At 45.5% G+C, this 18,833-nt stretch carries 21 protein-coding genes and 1 tRNA gene; 11 read left to right on the top strand and 11 right to left on the bottom strand.

The features are described from left to right. Positions 1-17 precede the first annotated feature (17 nt). Both gspG and QLG00_RS00330 read left to right on the top strand, forming a co-directional pair. Positions 18-545 (top strand): type II secretion system major pseudopilin GspG, encoded by a 528-nt coding sequence (gene gspG / locus QLG00_RS00335; protein WP_048763888.1) that lies wholly within the window; start codon positions 18-20, stop codon positions 543-545. A gap of 220 nt (positions 546-765) precedes the next feature. Then, the gene (locus QLG00_RS00330) at positions 766-1,152 is read left to right on the top strand and encodes a hypothetical protein (RefSeq protein WP_282470327.1); all 387 of its coding nucleotides are present in this window, start codon (positions 766-768) and stop codon (positions 1,150-1,152) included. A gap of 40 nt (positions 1,153-1,192) precedes the next feature. Here QLG00_RS00330 and lnt read toward each other — a convergent pair whose 3' ends face one another. Together lnt and QLG00_RS00320 are read right to left on the bottom strand one after the other, a co-directional pair. After that, positions 1,193-2,755 carry an apolipoprotein N-acyltransferase gene (gene lnt / locus QLG00_RS00325; RefSeq protein WP_004943891.1) on the bottom strand — a complete coding sequence of 521 codons (1,563 nt, stop codon included), beginning with the start codon at positions 2,753-2,755 and terminating at the stop codon, positions 1,193-1,195. Then, positions 2,752-3,591 (bottom strand): CBS domain-containing protein, encoded by an 840-nt coding sequence (locus QLG00_RS00320; protein ID WP_004932593.1) that lies wholly within the window; start codon positions 3,589-3,591, stop codon positions 2,752-2,754. Before QLG00_RS00320 ends, lnt begins: the two co-directional genes overlap by 4 nt. Before the next feature lie 187 nt (positions 3,592-3,778). On the opposite strand from QLG00_RS00320, the gene tusA reads away from it, so the two are divergent. Further along, on the top strand, positions 3,779-4,036 hold the full coding sequence (gene tusA / locus QLG00_RS00315; protein ID WP_004932596.1) for a sulfurtransferase TusA: 258 nt from the start codon (positions 3,779-3,781) through the stop codon (positions 4,034-4,036). A 98-nt stretch (positions 4,037-4,134) separates the two neighbouring features. On the opposite strand, the gene aroE is transcribed toward tusA, so the two are convergent. Both aroE and QLG00_RS00305 read right to left on the bottom strand, forming a co-directional pair. Then, positions 4,135-4,935: a shikimate dehydrogenase gene (gene aroE / locus QLG00_RS00310; RefSeq protein WP_282470326.1), complete on the bottom strand. Its 801-nt coding sequence runs from the start codon at positions 4,933-4,935 to the stop codon at positions 4,135-4,137. 76 nt (positions 4,936-5,011) lie between these two features. Further along, positions 5,012-5,200: a DNA gyrase inhibitor YacG gene (locus QLG00_RS00305; RefSeq protein WP_282470325.1), complete on the bottom strand. Its 189-nt coding sequence runs from the start codon at positions 5,198-5,200 to the stop codon at positions 5,012-5,014. A gap of 98 nt (positions 5,201-5,298) precedes the next feature. On the opposite strand from QLG00_RS00305, the gene QLG00_RS00300 reads away from it, so the two are divergent. The 5 genes from QLG00_RS00300 (at position 5,299) to metC (ending at position 9,740) form a co-directional block, all read left to right on the top strand. Further along, entirely contained in the window at positions 5,299-5,937 is a 639-nt protein-coding gene (locus QLG00_RS00300) for an SAM-dependent methyltransferase (protein WP_171497119.1), read from the top strand. After that, a complete protein-coding gene (locus QLG00_RS00295) occupies positions 5,927-7,132 on the top strand; it encodes a TIGR03862 family flavoprotein (protein WP_282470324.1) in 1,206 nt (401 codons plus the stop codon). Before QLG00_RS00300 ends, QLG00_RS00295 begins: the two co-directional genes overlap by 11 nt. A 79-nt stretch (positions 7,133-7,211) precedes the next feature. Next, the gene (locus QLG00_RS00290) at positions 7,212-7,625 is read left to right on the top strand and encodes a GFA family protein (RefSeq protein WP_004932613.1); all 414 of its coding nucleotides are present in this window, start codon (positions 7,212-7,214) and stop codon (positions 7,623-7,625) included. A gap of 183 nt (positions 7,626-7,808) precedes the next feature. After that, a complete protein-coding gene (locus QLG00_RS00285; protein ID WP_004932617.1) occupies positions 7,809-8,279 on the top strand; it encodes an Lrp/AsnC family transcriptional regulator in 471 nt (156 codons plus the stop codon). 297 nt (positions 8,280-8,576) lie between these two features. Then, on the top strand, positions 8,577-9,740 hold the full coding sequence (gene metC, locus QLG00_RS00280) for a cystathionine beta-lyase (protein WP_282470323.1): 1,164 nt from the start codon (positions 8,577-8,579) through the stop codon (positions 9,738-9,740). Positions 9,741-9,806: 66 nt separating this feature from the next. Here metC and QLG00_RS00275 read toward each other — a convergent pair whose 3' ends face one another. The 3 genes from QLG00_RS00275 to QLG00_RS00265 form a co-directional block, all read right to left on the bottom strand. Further along, on the bottom strand, positions 9,807-10,139 hold the full coding sequence (locus tag QLG00_RS00275; RefSeq protein WP_004932623.1) for a HopJ type III effector protein: 333 nt from the start codon (positions 10,137-10,139) through the stop codon (positions 9,807-9,809). Between the two features lie 236 nt (positions 10,140-10,375). Next, entirely contained in the window at positions 10,376-10,624 is a 249-nt protein-coding gene (locus tag QLG00_RS00270; protein WP_004932625.1) for a type B 50S ribosomal protein L31, read from the bottom strand. 85 nt (positions 10,625-10,709) lie between these two features. Then, positions 10,710-12,008, bottom strand: a complete 1,299-nt coding sequence (locus tag QLG00_RS00265; protein ID WP_004932628.1) for an AarF/ABC1/UbiB kinase family protein — start codon at positions 12,006-12,008, stop codon at positions 10,710-10,712. A 249-nt stretch (positions 12,009-12,257) separates the two neighbouring features. Here QLG00_RS00265 and QLG00_RS00260 point away from each other — a divergent pair, with 249 nt between their 5' ends. Beyond that, a complete protein-coding gene (locus tag QLG00_RS00260; RefSeq protein ID WP_119689884.1) occupies positions 12,258-13,514 on the top strand; it encodes an SfnB family sulfur acquisition oxidoreductase in 1,257 nt (418 codons plus the stop codon). Positions 13,515-13,543: 29 nt separating this feature from the next. After that, positions 13,544-14,791: an acyl-CoA dehydrogenase family protein gene (locus QLG00_RS00255; RefSeq protein ID WP_282470322.1), complete on the top strand. Its 1,248-nt coding sequence runs from the start codon at positions 13,544-13,546 to the stop codon at positions 14,789-14,791. Between the two features lie 21 nt (positions 14,792-14,812). On the opposite strand, the gene QLG00_RS00250 is transcribed toward QLG00_RS00255, so the two are convergent. After that, positions 14,813-16,162 (bottom strand): MATE family efflux transporter, encoded by a 1,350-nt coding sequence (locus tag QLG00_RS00250; protein WP_004943875.1) that lies wholly within the window; start codon positions 16,160-16,162, stop codon positions 14,813-14,815. A 23-nt stretch (positions 16,163-16,185) separates the two neighbouring features. Then, the gene (locus QLG00_RS00245) at positions 16,186-16,647 is read right to left on the bottom strand and encodes a DMT family transporter (protein WP_004943872.1); all 462 of its coding nucleotides are present in this window, start codon (positions 16,645-16,647) and stop codon (positions 16,186-16,188) included. 119 nt (positions 16,648-16,766) lie between these two features. Between QLG00_RS00245 and hemW the strand changes: the two genes are divergently transcribed. Further along, positions 16,767-17,924, top strand: coding sequence for a radical SAM family heme chaperone HemW (gene hemW, locus QLG00_RS00240; protein WP_004943869.1), 1,158 nt, complete (start codon positions 16,767-16,769; stop codon positions 17,922-17,924). A gap of 68 nt (positions 17,925-17,992) precedes the next feature. Here hemW and ahpC read toward each other — a convergent pair whose 3' ends face one another. Further along, the gene (ahpC, locus tag QLG00_RS00235) at positions 17,993-18,556 is read right to left on the bottom strand and encodes an alkyl hydroperoxide reductase subunit C (protein ID WP_004932648.1); all 564 of its coding nucleotides are present in this window, start codon (positions 18,554-18,556) and stop codon (positions 17,993-17,995) included. Positions 18,557-18,756: 200 nt separating this feature from the next. Then, positions 18,757-18,832 (bottom strand) — tRNA-Lys (locus QLG00_RS00230). Position 18,833: the final 1 nt, after the last annotated feature.

Genomic DNA, 18,833 nt, shown 5'->3' with positions numbered 1-18,833 from the left:
AACGATTGAAACTAGAGATGAATATGGAATTAAAACAGACACGATTAAACGATTCAAAGCAGGACAATACCTCTGCGGTTCTTTCTCAAGGCCTGTCGGCGTCTGCATTACGTGCACCACGCCTGAAGCGTGCCTCTGGTTTTACCTTAATCGAAGTCATGGTGGTGATTGTGATTTTGGGTGTGCTGGCGGCACTGATTGTACCTAACGTCATGGGCCGTGGAGAAAAGGCTAAAGTCGATACCACGCAAATTACGTTAAAAGGGGTGGCAGGTGCACTCGACCAGTTCAAGCTCGACAATGGCCATTTTCCAACCATGCAAGAAGGTGGCCTAGATGCCTTGGTGAATCAGCCTGCAACTGCGAAAAACTGGTTGCCGGGTGGTTATGTAAAAGGCGGCTATCCGAAGGACAGTTGGGACAATGATTTGCAATACGTGATTCCGGGTACTGAAGGACGTGCCTACGATTTATATTCTTTTGGTGCCGATGGTAAAGCCGGTGGCGAAGGAAATGATGCTGATATTTATTATGCTGAAAAATAATTAAGATAATGATGTTCTTCACTTATGGCTTAAAATAAGTCATAGGTGAAGTGATAATCGCTCTTAGTTATTGTTAAATATTTAAGTTGCTGTTATTTAATTAAAAATATAATAATTAAGATATGAGAGTTATAATAAGAATTATTATTAAACTGGATAGTTACAAGAAAAACAATCGGTTAGAAAGATTCAGCTTTTTATTTGATAAAAACGACGCATAATGACAAAAGAAAATAAGTTAAACGCAATAGGGGCGATCAGTATGAAAGCATTGTTCTTATCCGATGAAGTGAACCAATTGCATTGGTCTGTGCTTAAGGCGCTATGTTTTGTACTGAGTCTTCTGCCGCTTAGTCAAAGTGCAATCACGCTTTGGTCGCTTAGTGATGCCAGCAGCCAGATCATGGTGGCTTTTTTAAGTATTAGTGTTTTGAGTTCAGTATGGCTGGTGAGCTTTTTCAATGCATTGCAACTGACTGTGGTTTCCTTGGCGCATTTAAATCTCTCGCCTTTAGAAACTCAACTCATCCGAATTTACCGTCAGGTACCGATGATAACGCTAGCAGGCATGATGGCGTATATGAGCTTCATCAGCCTGTCACTTTAGAGAATATAAAAAAAGCCGAGAATGTCTTCTCGGCTGGTGTTTAGCGTCTGGATTTGTAAGAAATATCTTGAGGCTTACGCGGTCGGTAAAACCAGCCCAAAAGTAATAATAATCCAGAAAAGATTAAAATTGGCCAGTCACTTAAACGCGTATACAGCGTTTCACCTTGCATTGCAGGCAATTCACCACGCAATACGGCTGCCTGATCCATAGGTGCTTGTTCAACAATATGACCGTTACTATCGATAAACGCGGTTACACCGGTGTTGGTTGCGCGGATAAACCAGCGACCATTTTCTTTGGCACGCATTTGTACCATTTGCAAATGTTGTAACGGGCCAGCCGTACCAGTAAACCATGCATCGTTCGATACCGTGATCAAAAAGTCACTATTTTCAGCATTGCGACGGGTCAAGTTTGGATAGGCCACTTCATAACAAATGGCAGCAGCCAGTGCATGACCTTTAATCATTAACGGTTTTTGATTGTCTGGTCCGCGGCTAAATCCACTCATCGAGGGATCATTTTGTAGTGCCGGTAGCACCCAGCTTAATAATCCAGAAAGCGGAATATATTCTCCAAAGGGCACCAAACGCTGCTTTTTATACAATCCGTGTGCATCGGAACCTGAGGCCATAATACTGTTGTAATACAGCGGTGTTTGGGCCTGACGCGATGCAGGAAGATCCCAGTACGGTATGCCGGTCACCCATGCAGAACCACTGGCCTTGGCTTGCTGGTTCATGGCATCTAAAAACGGTTGAATGTCGGTCTGAAACATCGGGATAGATGATTCTGGCCAAACAATCAGATCTCGGCCCCATTCGCTTCGGGTCAGATTGGCGTAAATCATCAGTGTTTTAAGCTGATATTCGGTAAGCCATTTTAAATCTTGCGGAATATTGCCCTGAATCAGGGAAACCGACAAGGGTGCTGTTTTCTTTGGCTCGACAAATTGCAGCTTGGAGGCACCCCATGCGCCCACCAGTAAAATGGCAGCCGGAATCAGCCAGAAAATACGGCGTTTGAGTAACTCGACCAAGGCACAGGCCAGTATAATCACCACAAACGACACCCCAAATACACCAAAGAGGGGCGCATAGTGATCGAGATAACGCTCGGTAAAGGCGTAGCCTGCAAATAGCCATGGAAAGCCGGTAAATACCCAAGTCTTTGCCCATTCAAATACAATCCAGAGCGGAGCGAAGGTGAGGGGAGTTTCTGGGAAAAAACGACGATAAAGCCAAGTTTGAACCGCTGTGAACAGGCCCATCACCAAGGCCATCACGGCAATCATCAGCACACTCAGGGCTGCATTGGTATCCCCATAGACATGAATGGAGGTGTACAGCCAAAATGCCCCAACAAACCAAAGCCCGAATCCATAAGCCCAGCCCAAGGCAAAGCCTTGTTTCGCTGAGCGCCCATGCAATACCGCATACAAAAGGGCTGGTGATAAAATCGCAATCCACCAATAGTAATAAGGTGCAAGGGCCAAGCTAAAAATTGCGCCAGAACAAAGAGAAATCAGTAAGGGAAAAATAAAGGGAAGCTGTTTTTGCTGCCGGGATGATCCCAGCAGCTGACTAAAGTATGCTCTCATTTACGTACAGCTCGAATCAGATGAATTATGCGTGCATCTGCTTCAATAATTGTAAACTGCCAGTTATCAAGCTCAATCACCTGACCTTGTAAATCACTGACCAGTCCAATTTCCTGAAGCAATAAACCGCCCACAGTTTCTACTTCATCGTCAGAAAAATCAGCATCTAAAACTGTATTAAAATGTTCAATTGGTGTAAGTGCTTGCACCATCCACGAGTTGGCTGTGGTGTGGTTGCTGTCAGGCACAATGTACTGGGCTTCTTCATCGACATTGTCATGCTCGTCTTCGATTTCACCCACGATTTCTTCTAAAATATCTTCAAGTGTGACCAAACCTGCCGTCGTGCCGTATTCGTCGATCACAATAGCAATATGAGTTTGGGTGTGTTTGAGCATGCGTAGCACTTGGTCCGAGCGGGCACTTTCCGGCACGAACAGTGGCTGACGCATTAGAGCGCGGATATCGACAATGGCAGTTGGTTCGGTCAAAAACGGCAGTAGGTCTTTGGCCAGCAAAATCCCGACCACGTTGTCGGGCTGATCCGATGAAAAAACCGGAAAACGGGAGTGAGCCGACTCAATCAAAACATGCAAGATGTCGAGTAATTGGTCATCTTCTTGTAAGCTGATCATGGACGTACGAGGGGTCATGACTTCGCGAATTTTTGTGGCGGGAAGATCAAGAACACCTTCTAGCATCGCCACCGTATCAGGTTCTAAAAAACGACGTGAATCTTGAACTAATTTGAGCAGTTCATCGCGTGTTTCTGGCGCAGTTCCCAGCCATTTTCGTAAACCGCGCATTCCCCACGATGGGCCTGATTCCTCGTGCATAATCTTTCCTAAAGACTCTTTATGCTAGTAAATGAATTTTTATCATACCGAAGAAAATATGCTTATGCATCATCCAATCGGCGGGAAAAAGTAAATGATTCAGCTTGATGGATCAAATTTGCCGAATTTCGGGTTCCATGTCGGTTTATGTTAAACTATGGTCTGTTTTTTGAAGTGAAGTGTACGCATGTCAGCACGCGATTTTACCCCGGCCATTCAGTTGAATACGCGTGGTTTACGATGCCCTGAACCGGTCATGATGTTGCATCAGGCAATTCGTAAATCTAAATCTGGTGATATTGTTGAAGTTTTGGCAACCGATCCTTCAACGTCGTGGGATATTCCAAAATTTTGTATGCACTTGGGTCACGAGCTGTTATTGCAAGAAGAAACACAAGATGATCAAGCACTCAAAGCATATCGTTATCTGATTCAAAAAGGCTAATTCAGCGTTCCAATGATCATTTACACGATTTGGGATGTGGGTTATTGAGATGATGGCATGCGCCGAGTCAAGCGGCGCATGGTCACACTATGCTTCGATCAATACGACTTAGATAAAAAATCTTTAAGCTGAGGTTTTACGCCGTGCCAAATCGAAAATGCTTCAATGGCCTGACCCACCAGCATACCAAAGCCATCTGTGCTCGGCACGCCACGCTGCTCGGCTTGTTCTAAAAAGCTTGATGCTTTGCCGTAGGCCATTTCATAAGCATAATTAAAACGAAGGGCAGTGGGCAATTGTAGAGCATCGCCACTTAAACTGGCCGATGTCGCATTGATGACCAGATCAAAATCGCCAGCAAGTTGATCCAGCGCCATGACGTTAAGTTGTGCCGGCGCGACTGCATCATATAAATCTTCGACCAGTTGAACAGCGCGTTCAAGTGTGCGGTTGGCAATGGTTATTTCCTTCACACCTGCCTGTACCAGCGGATAAATCACACCACGTGTTGCGCCACCTGCGCCCAGAATTAATACACGCGTTTTTTCTAATGGCCAATCTAGCGCACGAATGGCATCGACTAAACCCTGACCATCAGTATTGTCACCATGCAATGCTCCGTTTTGCATCCAGAGTGTATTCACGGCTTTTGCGGTTTTGGCGCGTTCAGTCAAGACATCACAAAGTGCAAAGGCTTGTTCCTTAAAGGGTACGGTGACGTTCATGCCCACACCGCCGTCTTCAAAAAAATTACGCACCGAGGCCTCAAAGCCATCCAGCGCGGCCAGTCGTTTGCTGTAGTGCAGCGTGATGCCGAGCTTTTCTGCAAAGGCATGATGCAACTCGGGCGAGCGAGATTGTTCAATCGGATTACCAATTACAGCAAACTGCTTGGTCATGCAAGACATCCATGAAAGTCAAAATGGCTTCACTATACGTGAAAAATTCCCAAACTTTAAGACGATCTAAAGCTGATCAATCGTCATAATCGTCTGGATGTTTTTGCTCTGAGCCGGGTGAATCTTGCGTTGGAATTTTATAATCTTCACTGGCCCATGCACCCAAATCAATCAGCTTGCAGCGCTCTGAACAAAAGGGACGAAACGGGTTGTTCTCCCAGTGCGAGGGTTGTCCACAACGCGGGCAGGGAAATGTACGTGGCATACCGGAATTCCTTAAATTCATCATCAAGATGTTAGGCAAAGTCATGATGAGTTGTTAGACTTATGCCTGATTTCACGATTAAGTTTAAATAGTTTGCTGTGATTATGTCGATACGTCAATTTCAGGCTCAGCGTATGCAAGCCCCTCGTGCTTTTACTCCTGTGGCCAACACGCCACTGTGTCTCGAAATCGGGGCGGGTAAGGGCAAGCATGCCATGTTGTTTACCGAGCAACATCCAGAGCGGCATTTGGTGGCCATTGAACGAACCAAAGAGAAATTTTTGGCGATGCAAAAGCAGCAAGAACTACATGCGCGTGCGCATTTAATGCCTGTACATGCCGATGCATTGCCTTGGATTGTGCACGCACTGTATCCGGCGCAAGTTGAACAGGCCTTTATTTTATATCCGAACCCAGAGCCGCATAATCCAGCACAGCGCTGGCTAAATATGCCGTTCTTCGAGTTTTTACTGTCACGCATACAGCCAGAAGGCACACTTACACTGGCCAGTAATATTCCAGAGTATATCGACGAAGCCGCTCAGCAACTTGAACAGCTGTGGCAGTTACCTTATGAAAAACAAATCATTGCGCCTGACTCTGCACGCACCCATTTTGAGATTAAATATTTACAACGCGGCGAGCTGTGCCAGCAACTGGTGATCACCAAGCCCGCGACGTATCAAACTCGCTTTGATCAGTTTATGCCGTTATTGGGTCAAAATCATGCCGAATAAGCAGATTGCGATTATTGGTGCTGGGCCTGCCGGATTGGCCTGTGCCGAGGTTCTGTCGGCACTTGGCACATACGACATCACAGTGTATGAGCAAAAACCGTCTGCAGCGCGCAAGTTTTTGATGGCAGGAAAAACCGGACTCAATATTAGTCATGCTGAAGCACTCGATACCTTTCTGACACGCTATGATCATACCGACTGGCTTGAGCCAATGATCCGGCCGTTTCATGCACAGCAGATTCAGACTTGGATGCAGGAGCTGGGGATTGCATCATATGTCGGCAGTTCCGGGCGGATTTTTCCCAATGAAATGAAAGCTGCACCCTTACTGCGGGCATGGCTGAAGCGTTTACAAGATCGTGGCGTGACATTTCGCTATCGCCATGAAGTTATCAAGGTGTCTGATCTTGAGCTTTCAGTGGTTGATATCCAGCGGCAACAGCATAGTACTGTTCTGGTCGATGCGGTCGTTCTGGCCTGCGGCGCCGTTTCATGGCCGCAATTGGGCAGCGATGGAAAATGGCAAGCGTGGTTGCAACCAGAGCAGATTCAGACTTTTCAGGCCAGTAATGTGGGTGTACTGGTGAACTGGTCGGCCTATCTTGCTCCTATTTTTGGGCAACCGTTAAAGCGTATTCAGGCGTGGGTTGATGGTCGAGCGCCACAGTTTGGTGAAATGGTCATTAGCCATTATGGCTTGGAAGGCGGTTTGGTCTATCGTTGTAATCGTGATATGCGTGAAGCCATGCAATCTCAAAACTCCAGCGTTTTATATCTAGATTTGCTGCCAGACCAGCGTGTGGAACAAATTTTACAAAAACTCCAGCAAGGCAATAAGCAATCACTCAATACCGTGTGGCAAAAAGCAGGACTCGATAAAACCAAGATTGCCTTAATCCGCGATGTGGTACCCAAAACCGACTGGAATGACGCACAAAAAATGGCGCAGCACATTAAGCAGCTGGCGATTTGTGTACAAGGTTTTCGTCCGATTGAAGAAGCCATCAGCTGTGCTGGCGGGATTGCACGAGATGCGCTGGATTCAACGCTCCGTCTAAAAGACACAACGGCCACCTTTGCCTGTGGCGAAATGTTGGATTGGGATGCACCTACTGGTGGCTATCTACTGACCGCTTGTTTGGCCACAGGACGGGCGGCTGCTCAGGGTGTACATGCGTATTTGGGTGCTCAATAAGCAGAAAGTCGTGATGTTACTCAGCTGAAAAATCTGTTAGTTTGGTTGAAAAATCAATGCAAACAGGGAGAGCATCATCATGTCAAATACAGCGCTATTGACCGGTAGTTGTTTGTGTCAGGGCATTCGTTATGAAATTTCAGGCCGTGGAATCGGTGAGATTATCGAATGTCACTGTCAGCGCTGTCGTAAAGCCAACGGTACGGCTTACGCCACCAATGCGCCAGTACACATTGATGATTTTAAGATTGTTCAAGGTGAGCATCTTCTTAAGAAATATCAGTCTACGCCCACCACACAGCGTTGTTTTTGCAGTGAATGTGGTTCACCCATCATGAGCATTAAAACCGATACACCAGAATATCACCGACTGCGTATTGGAACGCTCGATACCAAAATCGAGCAAAAACCGAGTATGCATATTTTTGCAGCGCATAAAGCAGAGTGGGACAGTATTCAAGATGATCTACCTCAATATGCCGAGCGCCCATAAGCAGCGCACGATAGATGAGTCGTTATGCACCGTGCATGGATTATGAGGTTTGTACGGTGTGCTGCACACATAGATTGAATTTGATTCAGAAACAGTATCAATCTTAATCACAGAAAAATAGAATTCCATTTCACTTTTCGCTACATTGATGGCATAACTTTTCACTACCTCTTCACCGATACTATGAATGTTCAACTTGATAAATATGATCGCGGAATTTTAGAACTTCTCCAACAAGACTGTACATGCGCCATTGGTGATATTGCCGATCGGGTGGGGCTGAGTAATACCGCATGCTGGCGCCGGATTCACAAAATGGAAGAAGCAGGGATTATTTACGGTAAAGTGGCCTTACTGGATCGCAAGAAACTCAATATCAATGTGGTCGTCATGGTGTTTATCAAGATTGCACAGCACAATATGGAATGGATTCAAAAGTTTCGCGACCATATCCATACCATCGATGAGATTCTTGAAGTATATCGAATGGCAGGCGAAACCGATTATTTGCTGAAAGTGGCGGTGCCAGATGTGATGGAATATGATCGGGTGTATAAACGACTGATTCAGATTCCGGGTTTAGCCGATATTAGCTCAAGCTTTGCGATGGAGCAGATCAAGTACACCACCCGTTTGCCACTCAATTATTTCTAATATTGATGCGGCTTGAGTTATCTGCCTATTCTTTTAATCAGAACTAAAATATAAGTCCATTGAAACTTAACATCGGTGAGATATATGCCGATGATCAACATCGTTAAAAATGTCAGACAAAAGGATGTAATCCACAATAGCAGAATAAATATGGATCATAATTTCTTTTTAATCTATGAAAGTGAAATAAAATTCTAATTTGAAGTGAAACTGATATTTTTTTTAAACTCAAAATTCAATCGAGCTTAATTATGATGATGTTGTCGAAAAGAACTACATAATCAAAAGGGTATCGAAATGAATCATGTATGTACCGATGTCATCAATTTAGGAAGAACACCGCATCGCTTTGATGGGTTAGTGAATACGCCGGTGTATCGCGGCTCGACCATTTTGGTCAATAGTTTTGAAGAGTGGGAGCAGCATAAGCAAAATGGTGGTGGTTATCGGCATTATGGTCGTTACGGCGCTGCAACCACTAAATCTTTTGAAAGCGCAATCAATACACTCGAAGGCGGTGCTGGCTGTCTGGTGTTTCCTTCTGGGCTTTCTGCATGCACACATACGCTTACTGCCTTTGTTCAAGCGGGTGATCATGTCTTGATGGCCGATAATGTGTACGGCCCGACGCGTAGTTTTGCCGATCAGATCTTACCTCGTATGGGCGTTGAGGTTGAGTATTTCAATCCATGCGACTTAGTAGCATTTGCGCAAAAATTACAAACCAAAACCGCTGTGGTGTATATCGAGTCTCCGGGTTCCATGACCTTTGAAGTGACCGATCTGGCTGCAATTTCTGAGCTAAGCCACAAAAAAAATGCCAAAGTGCTGGTCGATAATTCATGGGCAACGCCATTATTTTTTCAGCCACTACAACAGGGTGCGGATGTTTCGATTCAGTCGGTGACCAAATATATTGGAGGACATTCAGATATTTTGATGGGCACTGCAACGGCCAACGCCGATTCGATCGAACAACTGAGTCGTGTTGTGTATAGCTTTGGTGAAACCACCAGTCCAGATGATACTTATCTGGCTTCACGTGGACTACGCAGTCTGGCAGTACGATTAAAACAGCATAATGAAAATGGTCTGGCGGTGGCGCAGTATTTAAGTGCACATGCCAGTATCGGCCGTGTTAATCATCCTGCGCTTGAACACGCAGCGGGGCATGAAATATGGCGCCAATCTTTTAAGGGCGCGACCGGATTATTTTCTTTTTATCTCAAGCGCTCAGATCCGACTTATGTTGCACGTTTCTTTGATGCCTTAAACTTTTTTCACATTGGATTGTCTTGGGGAGGCTTTGAAAGCCTGATCTTGCCTGTGGGAGTGGCGCATCGCACGCAAAGCTCGGTACAAGAAGGGGGTTACTTGGTGCGCCTACATGTGGGGCTTGAGCATCTGGATGATCTAATTGCAGATCTGGAACAGGCACTTGATTTTGCCGATGCGCTTTAAGCCTGTTTCGAATCATTTGATTATTCCCCAATGCTTTGTTGGGGAATAATCAAAATCTAAAAAGACTTATTTGGCCTGAAGTGCCTTACCTTCAAAAGCCACACCATCCCAGCCATGTTGCATAAACTGACGAATATTTTGATGGTCTGTCCCTTCGGGAGTATTTAAAACGGCAGCATAATGCTCTGCAAACAAGCTTAACGTATCTGCCTGATTCAGCCCTTCAATTTTTGCATAAGACAGTACTTTGGCACTGCCTTGATTTTCTGTTGCGGCATTAGACTGCGCGCCATTTTGAAATGCAGTTGGGGTATGAACAAAATGTGCTTCAATATGAGCCAAGACATCTGCAAATTTGGCTTCGCCATTTTGTAACTGTTGAAGTAATGCCTGAGACATAAGATTCCCTCATTGTATCTGCCGTAAAGGGTTGTAAGCATAACATTGAAGCAAGTAGCAACTAAATGCTAAATCGAGAAATGAGATCGCTCATGGCGACATGAAGCCATAAAGTGCTGTGGATAACAATGAGCTTATACACAGAATCTGGACACAAAAAAAGAAGCCTAAGTGGAGGAGATAGATCCTTAGGCTTCGAATTCTTTTCACCTTAACGCGATAAACTTAAAATAAAATTAACGTTTAAAGCGCTTGAAGCGTTTGTTGAAGCTCGCAACACGACCTTCATTGCTGGCTTGACGTACTTCACCGGTATAAAACGGATGTGAGGCACTTGAAATATCCAAGGTCACGTATGGATAGACCTTACCTTGGTACTCACGTGTTTGTTTGGTTTGAAGTGTACTGCCAATTAAGAAATATACATCAGCATTGGTGTCATGAAACAATACTTGTTGATACTCTGGATGAATACCTGAACGCATGTCGACCTCGAATAATTAACCAATAATTATGTAATGTTATATTATAACAAATGTTTCAGTCAATGTATGCTCTGCTTAAAATTTGTTAACTGGGGTTGGGTACCAGTTCTTCAAACAAATCGTTGAGGTTGTCTTCAACTTTCAAATGAATGAGATTCCAGTAATGTCCGGAAATCGTGCGGTTGACCATCAAGGTGTCGGGCGACGGTCGAAATACATCCCAGTACTTTAACGACTTTTTAACCAGTGTGACGCTGTCATGATAGGCAGAATTTTCTGCAAAGTTATAAGGTTGAGTTAACGGACGTAGTAGCACATCAATCCACTGAATATAGAGCTCTTCAGGAAAAGAAGATTTTATGGCAAGTGCTTGTAATGCCTCCAAATGATCTTCAATGGCAGGAATATTGTGTTTGCGTGCAGCATAAATGAGTTGTTTAAAATGTTCTACAATTTCGACACTTAAGGTTTTAACACCGCCAAAATCATAAATCACCACAGTACCATCTGGTCGAAAAGCAAAATTACCCGGATGAGAGTCGCAGTGAAAACGTTTTAAGTAAAACATTTCTTGCCCAAGGGTGCGAATCAATCGACGAGCCAGTGTATTACGCACTTCAAGTGGCCAAGTGCTTGCGGTTTCAAGCGACTCACCATGCTCAAGACTTAAAGTTAAGACCCGTCGGGTCGAATATGCTTTAAATACGCTAGGAATGACCACTTTGGCGTCTAGCGACTGATGAAAGGTTTTAAAAACTTCAAGATTTTGTGCCTCAATTTCGTAATTAAGCTCATCAGATAAGCTTTCTTGAATTTCGGCAAACAGTTTGTCCTGAAGCTTTTTATCGATTTTAATCACGCCCATGAGTCTTAAAGCCAGACGTACCTGTTTCAAGTCACTTTCACAGGCTTCATCTACGCCGGGATACTGAACCTTAACCACAACCTCCTGCCCATCATGCAGTCTGGCCCGATGAACCTGACCAATCGATGCCGCGGCAAAAGGAGTGGGCTCAAAAGATTGAAACGCGACATCGAGCGGTTTTCCGAGTTCTTTTTCGACCTGAGTGCGAATAGTTGCAAAAGGTACGGCAGGTGCCTGACGTTGTAACTTGGCAATCGATTGTGCCACTTCTGGCGGAAAAATATCCTTGTACTGTGAAGCAATTTGCCCCACTTTCATCACCGCACCTTTCATTTCACCCAAGGTTTCTGCGATCTGAATACCAATATCTTGAAATAACTTGGTTTTTGCAGCAAGTTTCTGTTCTTCATCGGCAGTGAGATGTCGAATGGAGTTGGACACGGTTTTGGTTGCAATGCTGGCGGTCATGCCTGCAAGTTTCATAAAACGCCGACCCGGTGAGCTCGCATTTTTTGCCATCTGAAGTACCTTTTCGCTGCGATTTTTTCAATTTTGATCATAGGTGACAAAGTATATATTTCAAAGTTTAAATTGTTTATATGCTGTTAATAATGCCGAGGAAACAAGGGCTTAAATAAATATAATTTTGAGAAAAGCTTAGCAAAAATCAATTCATAAACAATACGTTAATCCATATAAAGCATGGCAAATTTTGGTGATAAGGTGATAGCACAAATAAGTACAAATCAGTTTCAGGACGCACTCACCATGTCGAATTTAAATCTCAACCGTGCGCATGATTCTCGTAATCATCCAGTGCCACATCATTATTTTCAGCATACCGAAAATGCACATCGTATTCGTTCAGACCAAGAGGCCATTGAGATCGCACAGCGGCTGGCCGAGCGTTTTGCCCAAGAGGCATCACAGCGTGATCAAGCACGTCAGTTACCACTAAACGAAGTTCAGGCTTTTTCGCAAAGTGGCCTCTGGGCGATTACCGTGCCAAAAGCATTTGGCGGTGCTGGCGTGTCATATCGTACCTTGGCCGAGGTAATTAAAACCATCTCCAGTGTCGACTCATCTTTGGGGCAGATTCCTCAAAACCACTTGGCTTTTATCGAACATCTTCGGCTCGATGCCAGTGAAGAACAGCAACATTTCTTTTTCGATTTGATTCTTCGCGGCGCGCGTTTGGGCAATGCATTTTCAGAAAAAAATGCCAGAACCGTTGCCGATTTACAGACCACCCTACGCAAAACAGCCACCGGTTATGAATTGAATGGCCAGAAGTTTTTCGCCACCGGCGCATTATTGGCCCACTGGATTCCGGTTGTGGCCATCAATGAAGAAGGGCTTCCGTATGCCGCTTTTATTCCTCAAGGCACCACAGGGCTGAACATTATCAATGACTGGTCGGGTTTTGGTCAGCGTACTACGGCCAGTGGCACTGTAGAGCTCAATCAGGTCGAGGTGACGGAGCAATATCTGGTTCCGATTTATCGGGCATTTGAACGCCCGACGCCGGCAGGTGCAATCTCACAATTTATTCAGGCTGCGGTCGATGCGGGAATTGCTCGCGGTGCAATTGATGAAACCATTCGGTATGTCCGTCAGCACAGTCGCCCATGGATTGATGCGGGCGTCGAACATGCCCGTCAAGATCCGTACACGATTGCCAATATAGGTGATTTAAAAATTAAGCTACGTGCAGCAGAAGCCGTGCTTGATCTGGCGGCCGATGAAATTGACCGTGCGATTGCTGAACCGACCGAACAGCAGGTGAATGAAGCCACCTTGCGTGTGGCAGAAGCCAAAGTCCTCACGACAGAAATTGCGCTGCTGGCCAGCAATAAACTGTTCGAATTGTCTGGAACACGTTCGACCTTGTCGGAATTAAATCTAGACCGTCATTGGCGCAATGCGCGCACGCACACTCTACATGATCCTGTGCGCTGGAAATATCATTTGGTGGGCAATTACTACTTAAACGGTATCCACCCGCCACGCCATGCGTGGAGCTAAATTGAAAACGAAAAGAATGGAGAATAAAAATGAGCCAATTTGAACAAATTAAAGAACAGCTTTCACTCGGTGGAGATTATGCGGCCGTTGCAGCAAAGTATCGTCCGATTTTCGCCGAGATTGCACAGGGAGCCTTAGCCCGTGAACAGCAGCGGATTTTACCCTTTGAGCAGATTGAACAGTTAAAGCAGGCCGGCTTTGGCGCCGTGCGTGTACCTGTGCGTTATGGTGGCGCAGGGCTGTCTTTACCACAGTTATTTGACCTCCTTACAGAGCTTGCAGCGGCAGATTCCAATATTGTGCAGGCACTACGTGGGCATTTTGCTTTTGTCGAAGATCGACTGGTGGCGCATAAAACCCAATCTCAAAAGCTTTGGTTTGAGCGCTTTGTGGCGGGTGAGCTGGTTGGGAATGCATGGACTGAAGTGGGGAGTGTGCAGATTGGTGATGTGATTACCCGCGTGACCCAAAATGCTACGGGCCAGCGTGTGGTCAGTGGTGAAAAGTATTACTCCACCGGAAGTATTTTCGCCGACTGGGTCGATTTATTTGCCTTCGATGAAGTGAGTCAGCAAAACGTGATTGCCGTGATTAATCGACATGCTTCAGGGGTGGATATTCAAGATGACTGGGATGGCTTTGGCCAGAAAACCACGGGTAGCGGTACGCTGCGCGTGAATGCAGTTGAGGTGCCGATTTCGCATATTTTGCCTTTCGATCAGCGATTTAAGTATCAAACTGCATTTTATCAGGTGGTGCACTTGGCCACGCTAAGTGGTATCGCTCAGGCGGCTGTGGCTAATTTTAGTGAAGAAGTACGTCACCGCACACGAATTTTTAGTCATGGCAATGCCGATCTGGTTCGCCATGATCCCCAAGTGTTACAGGTGATTGGTCAGGCTTCAGCACAAGCCTATGCCAGTGCTGCCATCACACAGCGTGCCGCGGCGGCTTTGCAAGATGCCTATTTAAGTCATTTTGCCGAGCAGCCAGAACAAGACGTTCAGGCCAATATTGCTGCTGAGCTTGAATCGGCACAAGGGCAGGTGGTGATTAGCCGTCTGGTTCTTGAGCTGACTTCGAATCTGTTTAACGCACTCAGCGCCTCGGCAAGTAGCACGGCCAAACAGCTTGATCGATACTGGCGCAATGCACGTACTGTATCGTCGCATAATCCGATTATTTACAAAGAAAAAGCCATTGGTGATTGGGAGGTCAATCAGGCTGCACTACCGTTTGTATGGCAAATCGGAGCCTCTCCTCGGCAGGGCAGCTAACGCATCAAGTTAGTTCAAACATCAAGCCTGCTGTGACAGTTTACGGTTGTTGCTGTACAAGCGTGCCAGCAACAACACACAGGCAATACTCAAGCCTAAAATCAAACCGAGCCAGATACCGGCCGGCCCCATCTCTAAACTGCGTGACAGATACACCCCTACCGGAAATGCGATCACCCAATAGGCCACCAGCGTAATCCACATCGGGCCTTTGGTGTCTTGCATACCACGTAAGCAGCCTGCCGCCCCAATTTGCCATGCGTCCATAAGCTGATAAGCCATTGCAAACAGCAACAACGACAACGCCACATCAAATACCTGTGGATCTTGAGTATAAATTGCAACAATTTGAGGACGGGCAAACCAGATTAAACACATGGTGCACAACGCGAAAAACGTGGCGGTGCCGAGTCCCAGTTTTTGTACACGACGCATTGAAATCCAGTTTTTTTCGCCGTAATACATGCCCACCCGAATGGTCAGTGCAATCGCCAGCGACATTGGAATCATAAAGAGCTGTGAGGTCACAGACATCGCAATTTGATGTGCAGCCACAACCGTATCGCCCAAAGGGCTCAGTACAATTGCACCTGTGCTAAAAATACTGACTTCAAAAAACACCGCCAGACCAATTGGAAAACCCAGTTTTAAAATACGCTTGATGATCTGCGGATCAAGTTTTTCCCAGTGGGTAAAGATTTGCGTCGACTGATAAGCCTTGGCTCGGTACACATAATTGGCCAGTGTAATCAGCATTAACCATTGCAAAATGGCGGTCGCAAAACCACAGCCTGCACTACCCAAATGCGGAATAGGCCCAAGACCATACATAAACATAAAGTTCAGCGGTACCAGTACCACCAAGGCCAATAAGCTAATCACGGTCACTGGTCTCGGGTGGCCCATGGCCTCCGAATAACCACGTAAGGCTGCGTACATGGTCACGGCCGGCATGCCAAAGCCAATTGCATGTAAAAATAGTCCTGCTTTGGGTTGCAGGCTTTCAGGTACGCCAAGTACAGGCAGCAAAAAGGGCATAGTCTGCAAAATCAGCATGGCAATCAGCCCTAGACACAGCGCCACCCACAGTGACTGACGTACCAGTCCCGGAATTTTTTCTGGTGTTCGTGCACCTTTGGCTTCGGCCACCAAAGGGGTTGTGGCAATCATGATGGCACTAAACAGCAGCATGATTGGCATCCAGAGGCCTACACCGACAGCAATCGCTGCCAAATCATTAGCCGAAAGATGACCGGCCATGATGGTATCAATCAGCCCCAGACCTGCCTGCGCAAATTGCGTGATCAAAATGGGCCACATCAACTGCAAAAGCTGTTTTAATTCAGTACCAAACCCTGAAACATTTGTCACAACACGTTATCCACTTAAAAAGGTTATCGCTGAAATGTAAAGATCACGCCAGCGAAAATCATGATCGCACCCAAAACACGCTGCCAGTTCACGGGAACTTTTTCATTGCCTAGCCAACCGAAATGATCGAGTAACATCGACATACCGAGCTGACCAAAAATGATCACCCCAGACAAGGTCAGAAACCCAAATTTAGGCGCAGTATAAATGCTCACACTAATTGCATAAACCCCTAAAAAGCCGCCTAACCAGAGATACCAAGGAATTTGCCCCAGTTGCGCGAGGCTAGGTTTTGTTGCATCTTCAAAACTGACCAATAAACCAAGGACAATCGTGCCAATCAAAAAAGAAATAAACGCTGCTTGTAAGGGGGAATGTAACGATTCACGCAATTGTGTATTGAGCGCCGTTTGAATGGCCATGGCAATGCCAATACCGAGTGCCAAGGGTAAAAATAATAAGACTTGTGACGAGAGCTTGATCATTCTTTTTCCAGAACTTATTTTTATCTGCTCTCAGTCTAAAGCAATTCGATATGAATTGAAGCCTGTCCTGATTGGGTTCGTGTTAAAATAAGTGGCTTATTTTTGTTTGAGTTTCATTCTTGACTGCTTTGCTTAATCCCACCGATATTCCGCTATCGCTGTATATCCATATGCCGTGGTGTGTACGTAAATGTCCCTATTGTGATTTTAATTCGCATGCGGTACCCAATGGCGCGTTATCTATCGATTTGGAGCAACAGTATCTGCACGCATTGGTGGCCGATTTTGCAACGCAACTGGATTTTGCGCAGGGGCGTGCGATTCATAGTATTTTTATTGGTGGCGGAACACCGTCACTGATTTCGGCGCAGGGCTATCACTGGTTATTTACGCAGTTAAGTGCTCTGATTCCCTTCACATCTGGGTGTGAAATTACGCTTGAAGCCAATCCGGGCACGCTTGAGCATGATCCTTTTGCAGACTATTTGGCAGCCGGTATCAACCGACTTTCACTGGGTGTACAAAGTTTTGATTCGGCACATTTGCAGCGCTTGGGGCGGATTCACAGTGCGCAAAATGCCTTAGATGCCATTGGCTTGGCAAAAAAAGCTGGCTTTCAACGTGTCAATGTCGATCTGATGCACGGTTTGCCACAACAAACCTTTGAAGAAGCCATGTACGACCTGCACTGTGCGGTTGAACGCGGTGCCACGCATATCAGTTGGTATCAACTGACCATTGAACCCAATACGGTTTTTTTTAGAACCCAACCAGTTTTACCCGAAGATGATGTGCTTGAGCAGATCCAGACGGCCGGCGAAGCCTATTTAACCTCACAAGGCTTTATCAATTACGAAGTATCGGCTTGGCGTAAAGAGCAGCCATCGGCACATAATCTCAATTACTGGCAATTCGGTGATTATTTGGCTATTGGGGCAGGGGCACACGGCAAAGTTACACGACCCGACGGCGTTTATCGTTATCAAAAAACCCGTCTACCCAAAGACTATCTGGCCAAGGTGCCTGCCGAGCATGTGCAATGGAAAAAGATCGCAGCAGATGAATTACCGTTTGAGTTTATGATGAATGCCTTGCGACTCAACCAAGGCGTACCGACAGCCTTATATGCTGAGCGAACTGGTTTGGAGATTGACGCAATTGCACCGACACTGGAGCAACTGCGCCAGAAAAAGTTATTGCAAGCCGATGTACAGCGTATTGCCTGTACCGAACACGGCCATATGTACTTAAATTCCGTACTCGATGCATTTTTATAAATTTGATCTGTTTCAATAAACAAAAAAAAGCCCCTCAACTGAGCTGAGGGGCTTTTTATATGCCAGTCTTAAATTTTTCCGACCAGATCAATGGATGGTGCGAGTGTGCTATCACCTTCTTTCCATTTGGCAGGGCAAACCTCACCCGGATGGTTATACACATAATGTGCGGCTTTTACTTTACGCAGTAACTCTTGCGCGTCACGGCCAATCCCACCAGCCGTAATTTCAACAATTTGAATTTTACCGTCTGGATCAATCACAAACGTACCCCGGTCTGCCATGCCTTCAGCCTCAATCAAAACATCGAAGTTTTTGGCAATGCGCCATGTTGGATCACCAATCATTGGATACTGAATTTTCCCAATTGCATCGGAGCTGTCGTGCCATGCCTTATGGGTAAAGTGGGTATCGGTTGAAACCGAATAAATCTCAACGCCCAATTGTTTAAATGCATCGTAGTGTTCTGCAAGGTCTTCAAGTTCTGTCGGGCAAACAAAAGTAAAATCGGCAGGATAGAAAAACACAACAGACCAATGACCTTTCAAATCTGCTTCGGTCAAATCGACAAACTGACCTTTTGAATATGCAGTGGCTTGAAAAGGTTTGATTTCGGTGTTGATTAAACTCATAACTTGCGCCTCTAAATAAATATATATAATTGCTTGAAGAGAGGATTAGCTTAAAAGATTTTTAATCATCGTAAAAACAGAAAATTTTTATAAAATTGATCGAATATTTAGATTTTTACTTTGAATGGCTTTAAATCTAGATTTTTAAAATGAATCAATAAAAAAAGCCTTAGTCATTATGCTAAGGCTTTTTTAGAATCTGGTGGGTCGTCCGCGACTCGAACGCGGGACCAACGGATTAAAAGTCCGCTGCTCTACCAACTGAGCTAACGACCCT

Source organism: Acinetobacter sp. V89_7 (assembly GCF_029967895.1).
Classification (GTDB): Bacteria; Pseudomonadota; Gammaproteobacteria; order Pseudomonadales; family Moraxellaceae; genus Acinetobacter; species Acinetobacter soli.
Note: the sequence above shows the minus strand (reverse complement) of the source record. Positions and strands in the feature narration are given on the sequence as shown.